Annotated in this window: 14 protein-coding genes; 1 reads left to right on the top strand and 13 read right to left on the bottom strand. The window is 39.1% G+C overall.

Going from position 1 to position 20,489, the window contains the following annotated elements:
* Positions 1-3: 3 nt before the first annotated feature.
* From plsX to B2107_RS15005, 4 genes are all read right to left on the bottom strand, one after another.
* Complete coding sequence (gene plsX / locus B2107_RS14990; RefSeq protein ID WP_293879633.1) at positions 4-942, bottom strand: phosphate acyltransferase PlsX; 939 nt, start codon at positions 940-942, stop codon at positions 4-6.
* 106 nt (positions 943-1,048) lie between these two features.
* Positions 1,049-1,240: a 50S ribosomal protein L32 gene (rpmF, locus tag B2107_RS14995; RefSeq protein WP_046672269.1), complete on the bottom strand. Its 192-nt coding sequence runs from the start codon at positions 1,238-1,240 to the stop codon at positions 1,049-1,051.
* 14 nt (positions 1,241-1,254) lie between these two features.
* Positions 1,255-1,791: a YceD family protein gene (locus B2107_RS15000; RefSeq protein WP_293956478.1), complete on the bottom strand. Its 537-nt coding sequence runs from the start codon at positions 1,789-1,791 to the stop codon at positions 1,255-1,257.
* A 102-nt stretch (positions 1,792-1,893) separates the two neighbouring features.
* Positions 1,894-2,544 (bottom strand): epoxyqueuosine reductase QueH, encoded by a 651-nt coding sequence (locus B2107_RS15005; protein WP_293956480.1) that lies wholly within the window; start codon positions 2,542-2,544, stop codon positions 1,894-1,896.
* 177 nt (positions 2,545-2,721) lie between these two features.
* Here B2107_RS15005 and B2107_RS15010 point away from each other — a divergent pair, with 177 nt between their 5' ends.
* A complete protein-coding gene (locus tag B2107_RS15010) occupies positions 2,722-3,882 on the top strand; it encodes a hypothetical protein (RefSeq protein ID WP_293956481.1) in 1,161 nt (386 codons plus the stop codon).
* Positions 3,883-3,890: 8 nt separating this feature from the next.
* Here the strand turns inward: B2107_RS15010 and B2107_RS15015 are convergent, their stop codons facing one another.
* From B2107_RS15015 to B2107_RS15055, 9 genes are all read right to left on the bottom strand, one after another.
* Entirely contained in the window at positions 3,891-4,739 is an 849-nt protein-coding gene (locus B2107_RS15015) for a transglutaminase-like domain-containing protein (protein ID WP_293956482.1), read from the bottom strand.
* Positions 4,740-4,842: 103 nt separating this feature from the next.
* Positions 4,843-5,502, bottom strand: a complete 660-nt coding sequence (locus B2107_RS15020; protein WP_046672265.1) for an ABC transporter ATP-binding protein — start codon at positions 5,500-5,502, stop codon at positions 4,843-4,845.
* A 480-nt stretch (positions 5,503-5,982) separates the two neighbouring features.
* Positions 5,983-7,374: an FtsX-like permease family protein gene (locus tag B2107_RS15025; protein WP_312378482.1), complete on the bottom strand. Its 1,392-nt coding sequence runs from the start codon at positions 7,372-7,374 to the stop codon at positions 5,983-5,985.
* A gap of 140 nt (positions 7,375-7,514) precedes the next feature.
* Positions 7,515-7,739, bottom strand: a complete 225-nt coding sequence (locus tag B2107_RS15030; RefSeq protein ID WP_293939600.1) for a helix-turn-helix domain-containing protein — start codon at positions 7,737-7,739, stop codon at positions 7,515-7,517.
* Between the two features lie 246 nt (positions 7,740-7,985).
* The gene (locus B2107_RS15035) at positions 7,986-10,382 is read right to left on the bottom strand and encodes an ABC transporter permease (protein ID WP_293956486.1); all 2,397 of its coding nucleotides are present in this window, start codon (positions 10,380-10,382) and stop codon (positions 7,986-7,988) included.
* A gap of 27 nt (positions 10,383-10,409) precedes the next feature.
* Entirely contained in the window at positions 10,410-12,815 is a 2,406-nt protein-coding gene (locus B2107_RS15040; RefSeq protein WP_293956488.1) for an ABC transporter permease, read from the bottom strand.
* Positions 12,816-13,005: 190 nt separating this feature from the next.
* The gene (locus tag B2107_RS15045) at positions 13,006-15,339 is read right to left on the bottom strand and encodes an ABC transporter permease (protein ID WP_293956489.1); all 2,334 of its coding nucleotides are present in this window, start codon (positions 15,337-15,339) and stop codon (positions 13,006-13,008) included.
* A gap of 134 nt (positions 15,340-15,473) precedes the next feature.
* A complete protein-coding gene (locus B2107_RS15050; protein ID WP_293956490.1) occupies positions 15,474-17,834 on the bottom strand; it encodes an ABC transporter permease in 2,361 nt (786 codons plus the stop codon).
* A gap of 97 nt (positions 17,835-17,931) precedes the next feature.
* Positions 17,932-20,322, bottom strand: coding sequence for an ABC transporter permease (locus B2107_RS15055; protein WP_293956491.1), 2,391 nt, complete (start codon positions 20,320-20,322; stop codon positions 17,932-17,934).
* Positions 20,323-20,489: the final 167 nt, after the last annotated feature.

A 20,489-nucleotide genomic window follows, 5' to 3' on the forward strand; every position in this document is an offset into this window, starting at 1 on the left:
ATTCTAATTGAAAATAGATCTGATGCTGTCAATGAACTTAGACTCGATCATATCTCTTGAAAATAAAACCATATTTTTAATGGCCTCAGGTGTCGAAATACCGTGGCCAATAATGACAGGAGCATTTACTCCCAGGATAGGGCTTCCGCCGTACTGTTCGTAGTTGAATCGGTCGAAAAAATCATCTTTAAAACCCTTTTTCAACGTTACTACATAAAATGATTCTGCAAGTTTCAAGACGACGTTTCCTGTAAATCCATCACAGACATATACGTCCGCATGGTCACTGAACAGGTCGCGACCTTCTGCATTTCCGATAAAGTTAATTTTGTCGTTGGCTTTTAGTAGGGGGTAGGTAGAGGTTGTTAGGATGTTTCCTTTTTCTTCTTCTTCTCCGATATTCAATAATCCGACTTTAGGGTTGGATACATTGAACACATGCTCGGCAAAGACACTTCCCAAGATTGCAAATTGGTTCAACATCTCTGGTTTACAGTCTGCATTTGCGCCGACGTCCAATAAGATCCCGAAGCCTGATTTCAATTTGGGAACGATGGATGCTATAGCAGGACGCAATACGCCTGGGATAGCTTTAACGCTGAACATCGAGCCCACGAGCATAGCGCCGGTGTTACCAGCAGAAGCGAACGAGTCGATTTCTTTGTTTTTTAAATAGTCAAATCCCTTCGCAATACTTGAGTTGGGTTTTTGAGTTATTGCTTTGGTTGGATGTTCACCCATTGCAATGATTTCTGGAGCCTCAACATATTCAAAGTCAGATGAATTCCCTCCGGCTTGATTGATTAATTGTTTTGTCTCTTCAGTTTTACCAAAAAGGACTATTTTTTGGTCTCCAGTAAGCTGCTTTTGTGCTTCAATAGCACCTGTTATCGTTGCTTTAGGAGCATAATCTCCTCCTAAAATATCTAAACCAATCTTCATCCGTTATTATTTAGTAAATCAATAATACGCAAAAAACATCCCAAAGTAAAGCAAATTTCTAAAATAGTGCTTGTCTGGGATGTTTTGGCGTTATGAAAGGTTTACCTTAGACAACAGCTGTATTTTCAATGATCAATTTACCGTTGTAGTACAAATTTCCGTCTACAGTATATGCACGGTGAGGTAAATGAACTGCGCCAGTTTCTTTACATACTGTCAAGCTTGGAGCTTCAGCTTTATAATGTGTTCTTCTTTTGTCTCTTCTTGATTTAGAAGTCTTACGTTTTGGATGTGCCATCTCGTATTCTTGTTTTAGTTATTTTTAATATTTCTCAATGCTTCCCAACGTGGGTCGATAATTTCTTCTTCTTTTTGTTCCTCTGATTCTGGCTCGCTTGTGAATAATGCGAGCATCTCAGGATCACATTGTATGCCTTGTCCCTGCTCTTCACATTTGACGATATAGGGAACAGCTAAATTAATGTATTCATACAATAGCTCAGCTATATCCAACTCATGGTCGCTTTTGGATAAAATCAATACCTCTTCGGTATTATCTGTCCAATCTTCATCCGTGAATTTGACTAATATCCGCTCTTGAATTGAAATCGGTGACATAAACTCTTTTAAACAGGTATCACAAGTCAACTGAATTTCACCTTGGATATCAAAATGCAATATCAACAGGTTCTCCTGTTTTTGCAACTCAACTTCTGCTGCCAGATTGCCATCTTTTACAATTGAATGTTCGTAGCAGTCAAAGAACTTTTTATTAATGTCAAACTCAAAATTGTGCTTTCCAGCGTTGAGCCCCGAAAAGGGAATTCTATATTGTTTTAGATGTTTCACAATCTTGCATTTGAGCCTGCAAAGGTATGTATAAAATCATTAGGATCGAAATATTTTTTTAAATATTCTAAGGCTAAGCTTTATACCGACCAATGATAGGGCTTATTCATAATAATTTTTGCCTAACTCTATCTTTTCGCGCCCATTTGCCATGCGCCATTTATTGGTGTCGCGCAGCGAATAAGCGCAGCCGCAATACTCCTGCATATAGAATTTCTCCTTCTTGGAGACTTCCAACATACGGGCCGAACCACCTTTCTTACGCCAGTTGAAGGTCCAATATTCCATACCTTCATGGCGTGAAGCCGCACGTAAACCGCAATCGTTAATTTGCTCCATATTTTTCCAGCGAGATATGCCCAGTGAACTTGAAATCACATCAAAGCCATTCGCAGCTGCATATTCCGCTGTTTTTTCAAAACGCATATCAAAGCACATTGTGCAGCGGATGCCTCTCTCAGGCTCTTGTTCCATCCCCTTGGCTAAATCAAACCAATGGTCTACATCATAATCTGCATCAATAAAAGGAATATGATGTTTTTCGGCAAATCGAATGTTCTCCTCTTTGCGTAAATCATATTCTTTGCGTGGATGAATGTTTGGATTGTAAAAATAAATCGTAAAATCGATATCTGAAGCAATAAGTGCTTCCATCACTTCTCCAGAACAAGGAGCGCAGCAGGAGTGTAAAAGTAATTTCTTACCTTCTCCAGGTAACGTCAATTTCTCCCTTACAAATTCCTTATTTTCCATAATCGTATATCCTAACAAAAACAAAGGCAATTTTAATCAAAAAGTAGCGAATTGACAAATATTTCCGTTTTACTTTGAAGGGGTTGCCCTTAAAAGAATCATATAAATTCATTTATATTCTACATATATTAGTAGATTTGTATGTTTAACGCAATACACTATTTTTAATAAAAAAATATGAAATTTTCGTTTCAATCCTGTATTATTATAGTATTCATCAGTATTATAGGTTTTGTCTCCTGTAAGAAATTGGATGATGAACCTACAAACGAAGGACGAATCACGCAGATATCGAGATTGTATATTTCCTTTTTGGATTATGATCCGAATAATTCTTCCCTGAAGAATATGATGATTGTTGACCCAGCAGATACCAACAATTTGGATAATATCTATCAATATCTATCTCCGGCTAAAGGGGGCGGGCCGATTCTCTTTGATGCGAATGCCAAGGCCGTCTTCCAGGCAAGTATTACACCGCAGGATACATTTTTACAAGTTATTCCATTTGCAAATGATATCTATGGGATTCCTGGTACTTCAGGCGCAATTGGATACCGTGGTTTTACCAATGTCATAGGCTTGGCCTACTACACGTTTTCGCAACAAAATAGTGCTACTTCAGCGACGACGATTCCGTTTCTTTTAGCCGCGACAAATCGTGGAGCCGGTAGCTCCATGTTGTATGCCATTAGTACACCTTCTGGGAAGGTTGGCTCCAAGGGTGGGGCCCCTATTATTGACAAGCAGATAAATCTGGGAACTGTTATCCCGAGTTCGATGACCTTGCTCAATGGTAGCGATAACAATGATAAGTTAGTAGTTATAGGTTTTAATAGTGACGGCTCGGGTAAGGGAAGTGGATTTGCTGTTTATGCCAATCTTCAACAACAATTGATTAATCAGGCGCGTGATACAATTATTGAATCAGATAAATTCAAGCCTATGATGAAAGTCTATATCAAAGGAAGAACACAATTGGGCCCTGTATCTTATGCACCCAATAAGGGCTTATTCGCGGTAACATCGGGTAAAGAAGTGTTATTTTTTAAAAATCCAACCGCTTTGTTTAGTGGGACTACAGTCAAAACAGATGTCGAACCTGATTATGTTGTCGGTGGCGCAAATACGGGCTTAGAAAAACCATGGGGAGTAGCAATTGATGATCGGGCCAACGAAGGAAAATTCTTTTATGTTTCTGATCTAACGAATCGTACAATTTCACGCTTTCCATTGTTAGAAGAAGGCAACATACAACCCAATATCACAGCGAAAACGTACGGAAGTCTAAATCCAAATTATATCTTTTTGGATGGACGTTCGACTACAAATTTTTAATAAATAGTTTAAGCAAGCAGTTCAAACAGTGTTCTGATTTCCTGTTGCTTGCTTGAACTTTCATGCTCTTCGTAGGCAGACATCAAATTTCGTAAAGCACGTTTAATGATTGTGGCATTATCGCAGGGATAGGTAAACGCTCTATCGGGACTTAGGTTCAGTTGCTTCAAAAATGAATTCACATCACTTTTTTGCATTACCTGACCCCGGTTAAATGCATTGATGTAAAATAAAACTTGTTCATTCCCTTCTTCGTCCATATCCATATACGCCAACACAAAATGCTTTGGTAAATTAATGCCATAGATCGGAATGTCCAGTTTTTGTGCAATGATGCTATAGATACAAGATAAGGTTAGGGGATTTCCTTTTTTTGTGTCCAGTACCTGACCAATATAGGAGTTCTGTGGGTGATGATAGTCCTTTGTATTCCCAGCTAAGCCGAAAGACCCAAAAAGAACGTGGTTCATCAGGTTAACTTTTTCCAGCGGAGTCATGTCGTAATGCAGGCCTCGCCATACCTCAGTTTTGAGGTCTTCTATAGCCAAAACAATTTTATGGTTTTCATAAGAAGGATATTGATAATTATTGAGGATAATTAATCCTTCCAGTAGATTGAATGAGTTGCTCAGGTTCCAGATCTGTAACTCGTTTTTGGTCTGATCAAATTGAATTTCATGAATGATATTTTCCAGACGTCCTTGTATATGGGGATCGAAGCTCGATTCCCAAAATTTTTCTAAATAGGGTACAATCTCAGGACCTTGGCTTTTTAACTGGTGTTCCACTTCCTGAATAATCTGTTGGTCGGTGTCGTCCAACAGGGATATTAGCGATTTCAACTCTCTCTCATTCATCCTAACGAAGTTAAAAAATTGATTCGAGAAATAGTATACAAAAATCCCCCTCCCAGTAATTTACTCACCGGGCAGGGATTATTTAGGTTAAATTGGCGTACAATTATTTGAGCTGACCATCCAGCATATTGACAACTCTTTTACCGTATTCTGCATTCTTTTCCGAATGCGTTACTTGTATGATCGTCACACCGTCATCGTTGAGCTGTTTAAATAGATCCATGATTTCTTCACCCTGTTTGGAGTTTAAATTACCCGTAGGTTCATCGGCCAGTAATAATTTAGGCGAACCTGCTAATGCACGTGCAATACCGACAATCTGTTGTTGCCCCCCAGATAACTGCGCTGGAAATAGGTCTTTCTTTCCAACGATGCCAAAACGATCGAGCATATCGGCCACAATGGCTTTTCTTTCTTTGCTTGAAATGTCTTTATAGATCAAGGGCGTTTCGATATTTTCGTATACAGTCAATTCATCCAAGAGATGATAGGCTTGAAATACATAGCCAATATGGGACTGGTAAAGCTGCGTTCTTTTTTTCGCTTTCATTTCCAATACATTCTCTCCCATAAAGATATATTCACCTTCATCAGGTTCATCAAGCATACCGATAATATTCAGCAGGGTCGATTTTCCAGACCCCGATGGCCCCATGATGGAGATAAAATCGCCTTCAGCGATATCGAGACTTACATCTTTAAGGACGAATGAGCGTGTACCACCTACATTATACCACTTGAATAAATTTTTTAATTGTATCATTTTTTAATATTGAGATCTTAGATATTCGCATTTATATTTTTTCTAGTAGCCACAATAGGTAATCGATTGCAGCGTAAAGACTGTCATTGGTTCTATTCCTTTTTTATTATTCTTCCCGCAGACTGTCTACTGGATTTGTTTTTGCAACTTTTATAGATTGAAAGCTGATGGAAAATAATATCAACATAAATATGCAAAATATTGAGATCAAAAACGACCACCAGAACAGCTGAAGTGAATTCCATTTATCGTAACTGCTCTCTCGATTGATGTATTGATAGGAAAAAATAAAACCGGTAAAACCCAGTGTCAATCCAATTATATTTAGAAGAGTAAATCCTTTGTTCTTTACAAGTTTACGCCAAGCCAGTTTGAAATCATTTTGTGCCATTTTACGCTGGAAGTGCATGTTTAAACCAATACTGACTATTTCACCTAATTGAAAAATGCAATCCCCTTGCCAGTGTTGTAATTGTTTTGTTATAAGTATTTTATGTTGTAATTATCTTGTTTTTGGATGTCCGATTTCGGACAGTTTTCGTTCACAATCGAACATTCTTTGCGCTTTAGCCATTGGCTCATTGCCCACCACGCAACAGGTGTGGCAATGACGAAGGCAACAAACACCAATTTTATAAAGTCTCCAGACAGCAGTTTCAGTAATCTCATCGTACTTGCGCCAAGCACCTTCCGCACACCGATTTCTTTTGTCCGTTGTTGTGTCACATAGGTGGCTAGTCCAAAGAGACCGAGGGCAGCTACAAAAATGGCGGCGATTGCAAAACAGCTGAATATATTTTTCGTCCGTTCAACATCTTTATAAAGTGAAGCAAAGCTCTCATCCAAAAAACTGTAATTGATCTTTTGATTGGGTGAAAATTTATTCCATACACTGTTCATTCCTTTCAGGGTCTGCTGTAGGTTTTCGGGTTTAACTTTAATGGATAAAAGTGAGGGATACCCCCGTAATACCATGCATAAGCCAGCGTATCCTTTACCTTTCAGCGACTCAAAAATAAAATCATCCACAACACCAACGACTGTCCAGGTATCGCCATTGGTTATTTTTGCTCCGATGGGATTTTTTATGGTCAGTTGCAATCCGAAGGTCTCCAAGTAATCCTGGTCAATCTCCCAGAACTGTCCCTGTGTCGCCATATCGATCTCCCGTCTGCCCGCATTCCAAAATGGATTGCCGTTTCTTTTGGCACCATCAATGGGAACTGGAATAAAATCGCCTAAGGAAACGGAACTTACATTTGCAATGGACTTCAACTCATTTTTAAGGCTTGGAATCTGATTCCCCAATGTACCAATACCTCGGAGGATAATGACCTGTTCCTTTTTGAAACCTAAATCTTTTTCAAGGATATAACGTATCTGTTGATTGGTCGCCAAGGCACTTACAATAAGGATGATTGACGTCGCAAACTGAAAGACGACAAGCCCATTTCTGAATAATGAAGATTTGGCTCCGGTGGTCTTATTTTTCAATGCGGCAATCGGTTTAAATCGGGATAGATAAAAAGCTGGATAGATTCCGGCCAGGCTGCCGATAATCAGTATTGCCAATAATAAAGATGGGAAAAAGTAAGGGGATGTCCATGGGATGGTGAGGGACTTATTGGCGAGACTGTTGAATATGGGCAACAAAAACCAACTCAACAATAGACCAACAAGCAAAGACAATACACTATAACAAATTGCCTCGAGCATGAATTGTCCGATCAATGATGTCCTTGTCGAACCAATTGTCTTCCGGATGCCAATTTCTTTGGACCTTGTAGCGGCATTGGCGGTCGATAGGTTCATAAAATTGATACAGGCAATCAAAAGAATTAACAATGCGACGATTGCAAAAGTCCAAACCATGCGGATATCTCCCCGATGCGGCTTTAATTTAACGTAGACCGTGTAATTATTGCTCAGCCATTTTGAGGCTGTACGATATCTAACAGTTTTTCGTACAATACCTCACAGATCATCTTATTAAAGGGCTCTAGGAAGGTATCCTAGTCCTTAATCTCTTTCAGTTGGAGATGTTCGCAAAGTTCAAGCATCATTTTGGCCGGATCTGTATCAATGGCTAGAGCAATCAAATACATTTCATCTAAACGTAATTTAGCGGTCTCGGTCATGGTCAATTCGTTAATTCTCGCTTTACTCAATCCTGTTTTGCGGGCAATCTGGGATTTATTCACAGATTTCTTCGCTAGAAATTCGCCTAGTTTTGTCATCCTTTTATTTTAATAATCTGTCCTTTTGTATAGATAAATATAGATAATGTTATTTTTATTTATACAAATGTTTTTGTTTTTGCAATATTTTCTATTTCTTTGTATCGAAAATCTATATTGTTTCAATGTACCAATTATGAAAACAGCGAAAATTCAAAAAACTTACACCAATTATAAACTTTCATTCCCTTTAGCTAAATAACAGTTTGCTCGATTTAAATTTGCACAACTACGGCTTATTTTTTCTTATCCATCCCGCAAACTATCTACGGGATTGATGCGGGCTGTCTGGAATATCCGGATAGCAATAATCGTTAATGTCGTCAAACCCATAAACAATCCCGTGAAAACAAAGAGAGCAATCGGAACATCGATATGGTAGTAAAAGTTTTCCAGCCATTTGTGTATAAACCACCATGCTATGGGCAAAGCGATCAGAATTGCTATCAGCAGGAGTAAAATAAATGATTTGGAAATCATATAGGTGATCGTATTTACCGAAGCACCGAGCACTTTACGGATACCAATTTCTTTTACTCTTCGTTCTAACGTATAAATGGCAATGGCTACGATCCCTAAGATAGCAATCAGCATACTAGCTCCTGTAAAAAGTGCCAATTGTTGGTACTGCTTTTTCTCTTTGTTATACTGATGCTGTACCTGATCTTCCTGCCAGTTGATCTGCGCTATCCGGTTAGGGAAAAAGTTGTTCCAGGTGCTGTTTACCAGTGCTAAAGCTTCCTTTTTCTTACCTTCTTCTACGCGGATAAGCATACAGCTGCCTTCCCATTCATTTTGCGCTTTAATCGCAAAAGGACCGATCGGAAACTTTAGACTTGCTCCGTTGAACTCTTTAAATATGCCTACGGGTGTATTGTTTAAAGGCTCATTGCTCTTATTAAGTTTTAAAGACAGCCGTTGGGCGGTCTGTTCGGAAACGAGCATATTGGTAAAGACCTGTTGCCCGGCCTGTATCGAATCCGTAAATGGCCTATCCAGCGCATAGTCCGCACTTAAAGGCCGGCCATTCAGGAGCTTTATACCCATTGTTTTGATGTAATCATAATCCGCATAGACAAATACAACTGGGAGTTCTTCGTTCGGATTGATAGGGTCTTTTACTGTTTTAAAATCTACACTGCCACTAAAGGGCGTCCAGCTTGTGAGACTGACCGAAGAAATATACGAATGTTTTAATAGCTCTTGTTTGAACGCCTGATCTTTTCCCTCCCAGGAGGTATAATTGATGGTCAAGAGATTTTTGGGGGCATAGCCAAGATCTTTGTTGTACAGGTAATGCAATTGTGCCCGCATGGACACCATACAAATCGCTATGACGATGGCAATGGCAAACTGTACAATCACCAGCACTTTGGTAAATGCCATATTTAGCGGGAGCTTGAAGAAAGAAAGCTGTTTCCGAAGTTCTAGGGACGGCCGTGTTTTTGATAGTGACAAGGCCGTAGGTAGGCTACAAAGCCAGCCCAGAATGATCCACATGGATAGCAATCCAACAAACATGAATAGGGAATGTTGGTAGCTCATGGTCAATGGATGTTCTAAATAGTGTTCAAATGCAGGACTGATAAGCACGTAACTCAAAAATGCAATCATAAAAGAGCCGGCAAAGAGTATGGTACTCTCTAGGCCCATTTGTAGGATCACATTTTTTCGGCTTGCTCCCAGTACTTTGCGTATACCGATCTGCTGTGTGCGTTTGAGTGCATGGGCAAAGCTCAAGTTGATATAATTGATACTGACCAATACAAGGATCAAGATCCCTATTCCTGCTAGCAGATAAATGTCTTGCATCGGGTTTTCCCAACCTGTAATACTTCGCAAGTGTATATCTGTGATGGGCTCAATAAAAAGATTGTGCTCTTTCGTCCAATCACCTAGTTTTTGCGTATTATACCACTTGTTTATCTTGTCTGAAAAACTTTGAACATCAGTTGTACTTTTGAGCAATAGAATTTGTGTTTGTAACGAACCACTTTTTTCGGGATTGAATTCATTCACCTTAGGCATCAGCACGAAGGCTTCTGCCTGGAAGGAAGAGTTATGGGGCATATCCTCAATAATGGCATTAACATAATAAGCTTCGGGTTCCCCTTCTTGAGGTTTATTGTAGAATGTGCTACCGAGCACGTCTTTGCCACCGAAGTATTTTTGTACCCCAGAAGCTGTCAATGTGATATTTTTTGCTCCGGAAATAACCTGTTTCGGATTACCTGCGATGATTTTTGTATCAAAAAGATGGAAAAAGCCGCTGTCGACTTCCAGCGTATTGATTTCGGTAAATTGCCCTGAGCGCTTGTTTATTGTTAATTTTGGTGAAAATGAATTGATTGAAGTATAGCCAAGTACTTCTGGGAAATGAGCTTTTAATGTTGCAGAGATACCTTCAGGAGCTCCCGAATTATTGTTTGTGAATCCTTTCTGCGTTTCTTTGGGCACAATTCGCATTCTGTAGAGCGCTTTGGAGTTGCTCCATTGTCTGTCGTAGGAAAGCTCATCAACGACAAGTGAACTGATTAGCATAAAAACCAGCAGGGCAATCGTTAAACCAACGAGGTTTGATAGCGAATAGATACGATTGCGCATCAATGTCCGCCAGGCGGTTTTAAGATGGTTCTTTATCATAGGGTTAATATGGATTGGTTTCGTAAATTATTCATCTCGTAATTTTTCAACGGGATTAAACCGAGTTGATCGAAATACAATAATGCCCACCAATAAACTCAGCAAACCAATCAAAGTCCCCAATGGTAACAAGTAGGTAAACGCATTGATTTCTATTCTGATAATGTAATTTTGCAGCCAGTATTGCATCAATAGATAACTCAGTGGAACTGTCGTTAATGCCGCAAATAGGAAGATTCCGTAGTACTCTTTCGAAAAGAGCAACATCAAATGTGCTAGGGAAGCCCCAAGTACTTTACGAATGCCGACTTCTTTATTGCGCAGATGGATGGAAAGCGATATTAATCCGGTAAGTCCCAATACAACAATCAGCAGCGAAACAACCGTAGCAATCTGGGAAGCGCGATGCAACTGCAGCTCAGTTTCATATAAATTTTTGATACGTTCATCCATAAATTGATATTCGAATGGAGCATCGGGCAACAACGTTTTCCACTTTTTTTCGAGTTGTTGTACTGCATTGGAAAGGGAGCCTTGCTGTAAACGGATGCTAAAGTATCGATATTGTAAGCTTTCCTGTACATCTGTCCAGACGATAGGAGGAGAGGCCTGATGAAGTGAATTGGCAACAAAATTGTCTGCAACGCCCACAATAGTCATTTTGTAACTGGGATCAGCCAGAGCAATTTGCTGACCAATAGCTTGCTCGGCATTTTTAAAACCAAAATCATTCATGGCCTTTTTATTGATAACAACTGGATTGTTATTCGCATTGGCAACATAGTTTTTAGGGAGAAAAGTTCCAGCAACTAGTGGTATCTCATACGTTTCCAAAAAATGACTATCACTTGTAATCCGTTGTACCTGGATTTCTCTGTCATCTGTCGTCCCGAAGGCAGGCTGCATATTGGACCCAAGCAATCCGGGAGTTTCATAAGATAAGCTTATTGATTTTACTTCTGGCTGTTGGCTGAGTTCCTGTTGTACGGTCTCCATTTTGCGAACACCATTTACGGACCAATCTCTAGGTACCTGAACGGTTAATAAGTAGTCTTTGTTGTAGCCTAGATTGCTATGGAGAAATAGATCCACTTGTTTGGAAATAATTAAGGTGCAGACAAGCAGGAGCAAGGCTACCCCAAATTGAAAAAACAAAAGAATTTTTCGGACCAGCTGTTTGCCCCCCAGCGTCGAAAACTGGCTTTTGACTGCCGGAAGTATTGCGACATTGGAAAGTTTAATGGCAGGATAGAGCCCCGCTGATAGACCAATGAACAACGTCATTATAACCAGTAGACCAAAAAAGTAAATCGGTAATTCCACCAACGAGGGTAGCTTGCGCATCAAGACATGTTCGAAGATTGGACTTGTGATGAAATAAATTGGAAGACTGATCAATGCTGCTATGGCCACAATCAGAATATATTCGGTCATCAGCTGTCTAATAAGCTGCATGCGAGATGATCCCATCATCTTTCGAACACCGATTTCCTTTAATCGCGTAATGTGCTGAGCAATACTAAAATTGACGAAATTGATGATGGCCATGATCAAGATGAAGATGGCAGTCCAAACCAGCGTCTGTATCATTTTACGGACGGCCCCTTGGTTGTCATCCAAATAATAAGTTTTCAATGGTTTTAGATCAGGGCTATATTCACTGGAAAATTCCTTATCGGTATTTTTTCTTACCAACGTTTCAATGGCGGCATCTACACGATTCAAGCTTACACCTGGTTTCAATTCGATGTAACCGGCAATATAAGGGTTATTCCAATTGTCTATCGATCGGCCAAAGAATTGCTCATTGATGATCGGTAAAAATATGTCGGCATGCATATTCTTTGTGAGATCCATAATGGCATTTTGAACATCGGATTTGATGATTGCTGTAATTTCAAAATCCTGCTTTTCACCCTTGAAATTTTTTATCTGTAGCGATTTGCCGAGTACATCCACATGCCCGAAATATTTTATGGCTGCTTTGTCACTTATAACAACTGAAAAGGGATTATTTAAAGCCGTATTGGCATTGCCCGCCAGAATATGAAATCCGAACATCGTCAATAGACTGGGATCTCCAAGAGACATGCCTTCTTCATGTACTGTCGCACCGTTTGCTACGATACCGGTCAATCCATCAATCCGATAATAATTAGAGACCAGATTGGGATACTCCTCATATAAAGCTTTTGGGAGTGCCCCTAATGTAGTTAAGTTAATACCAAATCCTTCTTTCTTATACTTGCTTTGCAACAAAAATTGCCGATCAATATTTTTGATATTGCTATTCACTTGATGTACATCCCATACATAGGCGCTCACAAGTAGTAGAAAAGTAATACCGCAGGTCAATCCAATTAAATTGATCAGATTTTGCACTTTTTTCTTTCCGATATTTCGCCAAGCAATCTTGAAGTTTGTAAAGTTCATTGTCTTAAAATATGAATTTATTTTGTTCGTGGAGCTGCTGATACCTTGTGCTCTACTTGAAAAATTAAGAATACAAATGTTTAGCCAAGTAATTATCCTGTTGATCATTAACGGATTGCATTTTTGATTCTTTTACTCGCTGTTCGATATCGGACAGTGAGTTGTTCATAGTGGATCAATTAAATTATCTTTATTCATCACGCAAACTATCAACGGGATTTACTAAAGCGGCCTTAATCGTTTGATAACTTATAGTAGCCATACTGATTAAAATGGCCATCAATCCAGCAATGGCAAAGTAATACCAATGGATCGCTATTCGATAGCTATAATCTTGCAACCACTTGTCCATTGCCCACCACGCGATAGGCGTCGCTATAAAAATAGCGATAACGACAAGCTTGATGAAATCAATTGAAAGTAAAGAAGTTACTTGGGTGACACTTGCACCAAGAACTTTGCGAACAGCAATTTCTTTCATGCGCGTTTCCGCCATGTACGCGATCAGTGCCAGTAATCCCAAACAGGAAATAAAGATCGTCAATCCTGCAAAAACCAGCGCTAATGTACCTATAGCCTTTGTTTCCTTAAACTTTTGTTCATAGGTTTTGTCAATGAACTGATATTCAAATGGGTAATCTGGGTTGAATTTTTTAAAGATAGTTTCAATTGTTTTTAAGTTGTCTGCGATGTTATTGTTTGTATTTAAACGATAATGAATCGTTGTAAACCAAGCCCTTGGGCCCAAAATAACCATAGGTTTTTTATCCCCAAAAGGCGATCCCATAATAAAATCTTTGACAACGCCAACGACTTTCCATTTGGTGCCATCGCCATCCACAATGCTATTTACAGGGTTTGTAAGATGAAGACTTTTAACGGCAGACTCATTTAAAATTAATGCAGTACTGTCTGTTGCAAATTTATATATGTCGATATCACGCCCTTGAATCAAAGTGAGACCAAGATTTTTTACCGCATTAGCGTCCGTACTAAAGCGGTTGTAAGAAATTCTTTTGTCCTCTTCGGTCGGTGTACCGGACGTAAATCCCCAACCATTGCTATAAAAGTCTGTTACTGGCGACATGTTCTTCGATACAGAGACAACAGCATTGCTGGCCAAAAGCTCGTCCCGGAGGATTTTATAATTCTTTTCCAAGTCACCTTTAATACTGCTGTAGAGCAAACCATTTTCATTATAGCCGCGGTCGCGCTGTTTAGTATACTGGATCTGTTTTGCCACAATGACTGTAGCGATAATCAATATAATAGCGAGGCTGAACTGTATAACAACGAGTATTGAACGAATGTTAAACCCTTTACTCTTCGAAACAAATTTTCCTTTCAAAGTTTTGATCGGTTGAAATGAGGAAAGGAAAAAGGCTGGATAAGTACCTGCTAATATCCCTGTAAACAGTGCAAATGCGAGTAGAAAAAGCCAGGTCTGTAGGCTCAATAAGGAAAGACTAAGATTTTTACCAACAAGATCATTGAAAAAGGGCAGCACTATAAAGACGAGTAAAGTTGCGAGAACCATCGCAATTAAACTAATCAGCATGCTCTCAACGAGAAATTGAGCCATTAGGCTTGCCTTACTTGCACCAATTACCTTACGGACACCAACCTCTTTTGCGCGACGCTCAGAACGTGCTGTGCTTAGGTTCATAAAATTGATGCTGGCTACTAATAAAATAAAAACACCGATCCACGCAAAAAGCTTGACAATATCAATCCGTCCCGAAGTATAATTTCCACCTTTACCATTGTTATACAGAAAAGAATCGGGATAAGGAAAAGCAAAAATCTCCCCTGTGTTTTTCGCTGATAAGCGACCCTCTGCCTTATTGCTGGCATTGATATGATCCCTTAAATAGGTCTTGATCTTACTATTAAATGCTGTTAAAGAAGCACCATCTTTTAATAAGACATAAGTACTTATTGAATTATTGCTCCAGTTGTCATCCACATAACCAATTATTTTTGCATATTCAAAAGGAAGAAGTATGTCAAATCTGAAACTTGAATTACTCGGGATATCTTTGAGAACAGCTTGTACATCAACTTGATTGACCGAATCTATTCTAACCGATTTGCCTATTGGATCCTCATCGCCGAACAGCGACTTTGCATAGCTTTCAGTAAGAACAACACCTTTTGGGTGATCAAATTTAACATTCTGTTCGCCTTTCATAAAAGGAAAGGAGAACATCTTGAAAAATCCGGGATCGACAAAAACTGTGTTTGCAATAAGCTTCTTTTCTTTAAATGTCGTTAAAAATTCGTGTCCCTCATTGTATCGTGTAAACGCTTCGATATCTGGGAAATCAGCGGCCAATGAGGGCCCTAATATTTTAGGTGTATATGCCCAGGCCGATTTATCGCCCTTAAATTCATCACGATTACTCAAGACATGGAGGCGATTCCCCTTTTCATGAAAGCGGTCCATCGTCAACATGTTCTGTAACCAAAGCACTATAAGCAATGCTCCGGCCATACCTATTGCCAACCCGATGATGTTAGTCATAGAAAACGATTTATTCTTCATTAGGTTGCGCCATGCTATTTTGATGTAGTTGCTTATCATAATTATAGTTTCCCTCTATTTGTTTTTAAAGTTGATTTAAAAGCCTAATTTTATCTATTAACTGTACTTAGCCGCTATTCATCTCTTAATGCCTTCACCGGATTACTGCTTGCAGCTCTAATTGCTTGGCTGCTGACAGTAATGAGAGCGATCAGTATGGCGGAGGCTCCAGCTAAACTAAATGTCCACCACTGTATTTCAATGCGATAGGAGAAATCCTGAAGCCATTTATTCATAGCCCACCACGCAATAGGAGATGCAATTAAAATGGCAATGACGACAAGTTTGACAAAATCTCTAGATAACATTGCTGTAATTCCTGAGACGGATGCACCAAGTACTTTGCGTATACCAATTTCTTTTGTTTTCAATTCGGCCATATACGATGCAAGTCCAAATAGACCTAAACAGGAAATGGATATGGCTAATAGCGAAAAGATAAATGCTAACTTAGCCGTCTGTTGTTGATCGCCGAATTTTGAAGCGAACTGTTGATCAACGAATTTGTATTCAAAAGGATAAGCTGGATTGAATTTCTTAAGCGTCTTTTCAATTTGATTCAACTGATCGCTAAACGATGATGTAACATTGACCCGAATAACCATGTTAAATAGCCAATTTTTGTTCGCAGATATTAACAATGGAGAGACGGGATTATAGGGAGATCCGCTAATGTGATCATTGATAACACCAACAATCGTATATGTCTTATCGCCCCATTTTAAGTAATTGCCAACCGGATTTTTGAGATTCATTTCTCTAATGGCAGCTTCATTGAGCAATATTGACGAGCTATCAGCTAGCATTCTACTATAATCGATATCTCGGCCTGCTATAAGTTTTAATCCAAGCGTCTTCACAAAATCACTTTCTGTTTTTCCAAGATTGAAGACGATTTTATTGCCTTGTTCAGGAGTAGCACCCTCCCATAGAAAACCTCCGCTCGTATTCGATGCATTTTGTGTGATAGACCAACCGGTGCGTGTCACCGACTGCGCTATGTTGGCGCTGATCAGCTCCGATTTAATTGCTTCGTAATTTTTTTCCATATTACCTTCCATTGGTATTTCGATCAGCTGTGAACTGTTGTAACCGATATCACGTTGCGCAGCATAATTGATTTGCTGTCGTACAATCATAGTCGCTATAATCAGTATGATCGCAATACCAAATTGGAAAATGACCAGTAGTTCTCTAAAATTCAACACAAACTTTTTGGAGTGGCTTATCGGTTTCAGTGTTTTAACGGGCTTAAATGCAGATAGGACAAAGGCAGGGTATAATCCGGCCAATGTGCCTGTAAAAAATGTGAATCCGGCTAACGATATCCAGATGATTGGATCTGTTAAGGAAAATGATAAAGGCCTGTCTAATATTTTATTAAATAAGGGCAATATACCGATGGCCATACCAATAGCGATTAGTCCAGAAATAAGTGCTAATAAGACCGATTCAGTAAGGAATTGGGCAATCAGGTTGAAACGTTGGGCGCCCACCACTTTGCGAACCGCAACCTCTTTTGCTCTTTTCTGACTTCTTGCCGTACTGAGATTGATAAAATTGATGCAGGCGATCAGCAAAATTAGTAGGCCAATACCACCAATCAGTTTGACTTGGTCTATCTTTCCCCCCACAGGTATTCCCTGTTCGAATTTCGAGTAAAGATGCATTTTTGACAAAGGATATAGGAAAAGCGATCCTTTTGAGATATTGTTCGTTTTTTTTGTGATAAAACCGATCAGTTTTTCATTGAAAGCTTCTATATCAACACCCTTTTTCAGCTGCACAAAGGTGTAAAATGAATTGGAAGTCCAATTCGGAGAGTAATTCTCCGGTTGAGCCAAGGGGATTAAATAGGTAAAATCAAAATTTGTATTGCTCGGCAAATCCGCGATTACAGCAGTTACTTTATAAGGCTCTTTATCGTCGAGCATAACTATTTTATCCAAGGGGTCGACATCGCCAAAGATATTTCTTGCCAGGCTCTCCGTGAGAACAATACTTTTATTGTCTCCTAACGCGTTGTTGTTATTTTCCCTAAGGATTTTGAAATCAAACATTTGTATAAAGGCGGGGTCAACTTCGTTTCCTTTAGATTTTATTTTTTTCTCATCGAAAGACAATAATCTATTGGAGCTCCAATAAATTCGTGCAGCGTGTTCTACCTCTGGATATTCAGCTTCCAGTGCTGGTGATGCGAGGCCCGACGTAACTTGTTGAAGTTTAATTTTTCCCTCGTCTTCATATTTGTTCCAAAGTTTATAAAGACTGGTATTATTGCTATAAAAATTGTCAAATTGAAATTGATTTTGTATCCATATTCCGATAATCAATACGGCAGTCATGCCGATGGACAACCCAATGATATTGATTGCGGAATAACCTTTATTCTTCCAAAGGTTACGCCAAGCTATTTTGATATAATTCTTAAGCATTTTTTGTTTCGATTATCGATAAATAGCAAGAGAGAAATTTACAGAGTCTCTCGGGTGTTATCTATCGGATGTATTAGTTAATTAGTCACGTTAATAATTACTCGTCTCTTAAGCTATCAACTGGGTTCAGAATCGCAGCTTTTACAGTTTGAAAACTGATGGTTATAAATGATACAAACAATGCGCTGATTCCAGCCAATATAAATACCCACCAATCCAACGTAATATGATAGGCAAAATTCTCAATCCAGCGATGCATAGCATACCATCCCAATGGTACACTAACTAGCAGGGCAGAGCAGACTAAAACCATGAAGTCGAGGCTTAATATCTGGACAATTTTGATTGTTGAAGCACCTAATACTTTACGTATTCCTATTTCCTTAAAACGTTGTTGCACGGCGTAGGCCGATAATGCAAATAGTCCCATACAGGCAATAGCAATGGTAATGATGGAAAATAACTGCATTACTCGTGTTGTTTGCTGATCTTTGAGATATAACTTATTATAATCATCATTGAGAAAGTGATACTCAAAACTGTTTTTTGAATCAATATCTTTTATAACAGCTTTTATCTGCGCAAGAGCATCTTTCACCGGCGATGTCGGATTGAGTCGAATAAAAATATTGCCGAAATAATCATATTCTGGAAAGAGTACGATCGGCTTAACCTCACTATGTAGCGAAGCAAAGTTAAAACTTGCGACCACCTGCTTAATCATTCCTTTACGCCCGTTTAGGTTGATTTTCTTTCCAATTGCTTGTTGGGGTGTAAACCCCATAGCGGATGCCGCTAGCGTATTTACAACGAAACCATATTCGGGTGAGACTGTATCCTGTGCACGTAAGATATCCGTATCTGATAGCGGTTCACCGGCTACAGACTGAATGTGAAAAACAGAAACAAAATCTTTTTCAATCGGAATTGCCGTGACATCCATATCAAAATCATTGGGTTGGCCTTCTACTTCACTGACGCTGTAGCCACCTTGGATATTGACAGGATTGTCATACGAAGCGGTAACGCCCTGGACACTATTGAGCTGCATTAACTTTTCTTTTAATAGCTGCCTTTCTTTATTTTGCCATCCTCGGCCATCAATGACCAACATATCAGAGCGATCCAATCCGGTGTTTTTAGACTGGATAAAATCCATCTGCCTACCGGCGAATAAGGTGCAGATAATAAAAAATATAGAGATACTGAATTGAAAAGTAACGAGTACTCTACTCAGAGATATACCATTTTGTTTTTCAGTCAATTTTCGTTTAAAAATCGAAATAGGTTTTGAGCTTGCTATGGAATAGGCTGGCCAGCCGCCCGAAAGCAGAGTTATAAACACTATAAATGTAGCCAAAACTGCATAAAAGCGGGGATCGGCCCATATCGTCAATTTTATCTCAGCGCCCATAAACGAACTAAATACCGGTAATAAGAGTACAGTTGTCAAAAGACTAAAGCCAACAGCTAGAAAGACCATGATACTACATTCAAAGAAGAATTGAAAGAATATCGTTTTCTTTGCAGCACCTAGTACTTTCTTGACACCGATTTCCTTTTTACGTTCAAGCGCATGTGCTAATACCAAATTTGTAAAATTGATACAGGTTAAAATAATAAGCGCAGCACCTAATGCCATTAAAATATAGATATAAGTGATGTTTCCTGTACCTGCTGCTTTGGAGTGGAGATGGATATCGGTCAGCTTTTCCAGGATAAATCGAAATTGATAGCCTTGTTTTGTCGCTTCGGCGAATTTTGATTTAGTCATTTGATCCAATTTCTGTTGGATCAAGCTGAACTGATCTTTATTTTTTAAGAGCGCTATGGTTACATCATTTGCAGAAGACCATGCTATTTCTTTGTAGCGTTCTAATCCCTTATTGGAAAGGAGTGCGGAGAAGTTCAGCTGTGTATTCGTGGGCAAGTCTGCGATAATGCCTGTGATTTTCCAGTTGACTTTGTCAATGGATAGTGTCTGACCGATGGCCGACTGCTTGGGAAAATATTTCTCTGCGAGTTTTTTTGTCAAGACAATCTGATTTGGTTCTGCCAAGGCTGATTGTGAATCACCTTCGAGAAAGGTATAACCTAACGTTTTAAAAACATTCTGGTCAGCATACAGCAGGCCTTTTTCAGTTATTAGTGCTTCTTTGGATTCTATTTTGCCGCCTTTGGAATAGCTGTAGAATCTGGTTGCTTGTTCTACATCCGGAAATTCAGCCTGCAATGTAGGCGCTAAGCCTGTTGGTGTTACGGCAGAGTTTACTTCTTCGGTGCTATTGGGTGATTTATAGGTGAGGCTAATATAAGCTAGGCGGTCAGCGTGGGGAAAGAAACGTTCATAGCTCGATTCATGGTATATATATGCCGCCAATAATAGAAAACATGTTATTCCTATACTAAGTCCAAACATATTTAGAAGAGAAAATCCTTTGTTTTTTCTAATATTTCGCGAAGCGATTTTAAAATAATTCTTTACCATGGTTATGCGTATTTAGACTGTTAATTAGGCTATATTCTTGTCACATAGTTCGCTTTAGTAGAAGGCTGTGTTATTAGACAAATAGCAAAGTCAGTTAATTCAATTCGTCTGCCATAAATATAATGTATTGATTTTTAGGTTTTTGATGTGTTTTTGTGGTGGTTTTA

The sequence above is a fragment of the Sphingobacterium sp. UBA7855 genome (assembly GCA_002500745.1).
In the GTDB taxonomy this organism is placed as follows: Bacteria; Bacteroidota; Bacteroidia; order Sphingobacteriales; family Sphingobacteriaceae; genus Sphingobacterium.

Bases quoted from the DNA above. Each gene is read 5' to 3' on its own strand.
- plsX (WP_293879633.1), bottom strand. From the start codon at position 942: ATGAAGATTGGTTTAGATATTTTAGGAGGAGATTATGCTCCTAAAGCA.
- rpmF (WP_046672269.1), bottom strand. From the start codon at position 1,240: ATGGCACATCCAAAACGTAAGACTTCTAAATCAAGAAGAGACAAAAGA.
- B2107_RS15005 (WP_293956480.1), bottom strand. From the start codon at position 2,544: ATGGAAAATAAGGAATTTGTAAGGGAGAAATTGACGTTACCTGGAGAA.
- B2107_RS15010 (WP_293956481.1), top strand. From the start codon at position 2,722: ATGAAATTTTCGTTTCAATCCTGTATTATTATAGTATTCATCAGTATT.
- B2107_RS15015 (WP_293956482.1), bottom strand. From the start codon at position 4,739: ATGAATGAGAGAGAGTTGAAATCGCTAATATCCCTGTTGGACGACACC.
- B2107_RS15020 (WP_046672265.1), bottom strand. From the start codon at position 5,502: ATGATACAATTAAAAAATTTATTCAAGTGGTATAATGTAGGTGGTACA.
- B2107_RS15025 (WP_312378482.1), bottom strand. From the start codon at position 7,374: ATGGTTTGGACTTTTGCAATCGTCGCATTGTTAATTCTTTTGATTGCC.
- B2107_RS15030 (WP_293939600.1), bottom strand. From the start codon at position 7,739: ATGACAAAACTAGGCGAATTTCTAGCGAAGAAATCTGTGAATAAATCC.
- B2107_RS15035 (WP_293956486.1), bottom strand. From the start codon at position 10,382: ATGATAAAGAACCATCTTAAAACCGCCTGGCGGACATTGATGCGCAAT.
- B2107_RS15040 (WP_293956488.1), bottom strand. From the start codon at position 12,815: ATGAACTTTACAAACTTCAAGATTGCTTGGCGAAATATCGGAAAGAAA.
- B2107_RS15045 (WP_293956489.1), bottom strand. From the start codon at position 15,339: ATGACTAACATCATCGGGTTGGCAATAGGTATGGCCGGAGCATTGCTT.
- B2107_RS15050 (WP_293956490.1), bottom strand. From the start codon at position 17,834: ATGCTTAAGAATTATATCAAAATAGCTTGGCGTAACCTTTGGAAGAAT.
- B2107_RS15055 (WP_293956491.1), bottom strand. From the start codon at position 20,322: ATGGTAAAGAATTATTTTAAAATCGCTTCGCGAAATATTAGAAAAAAC.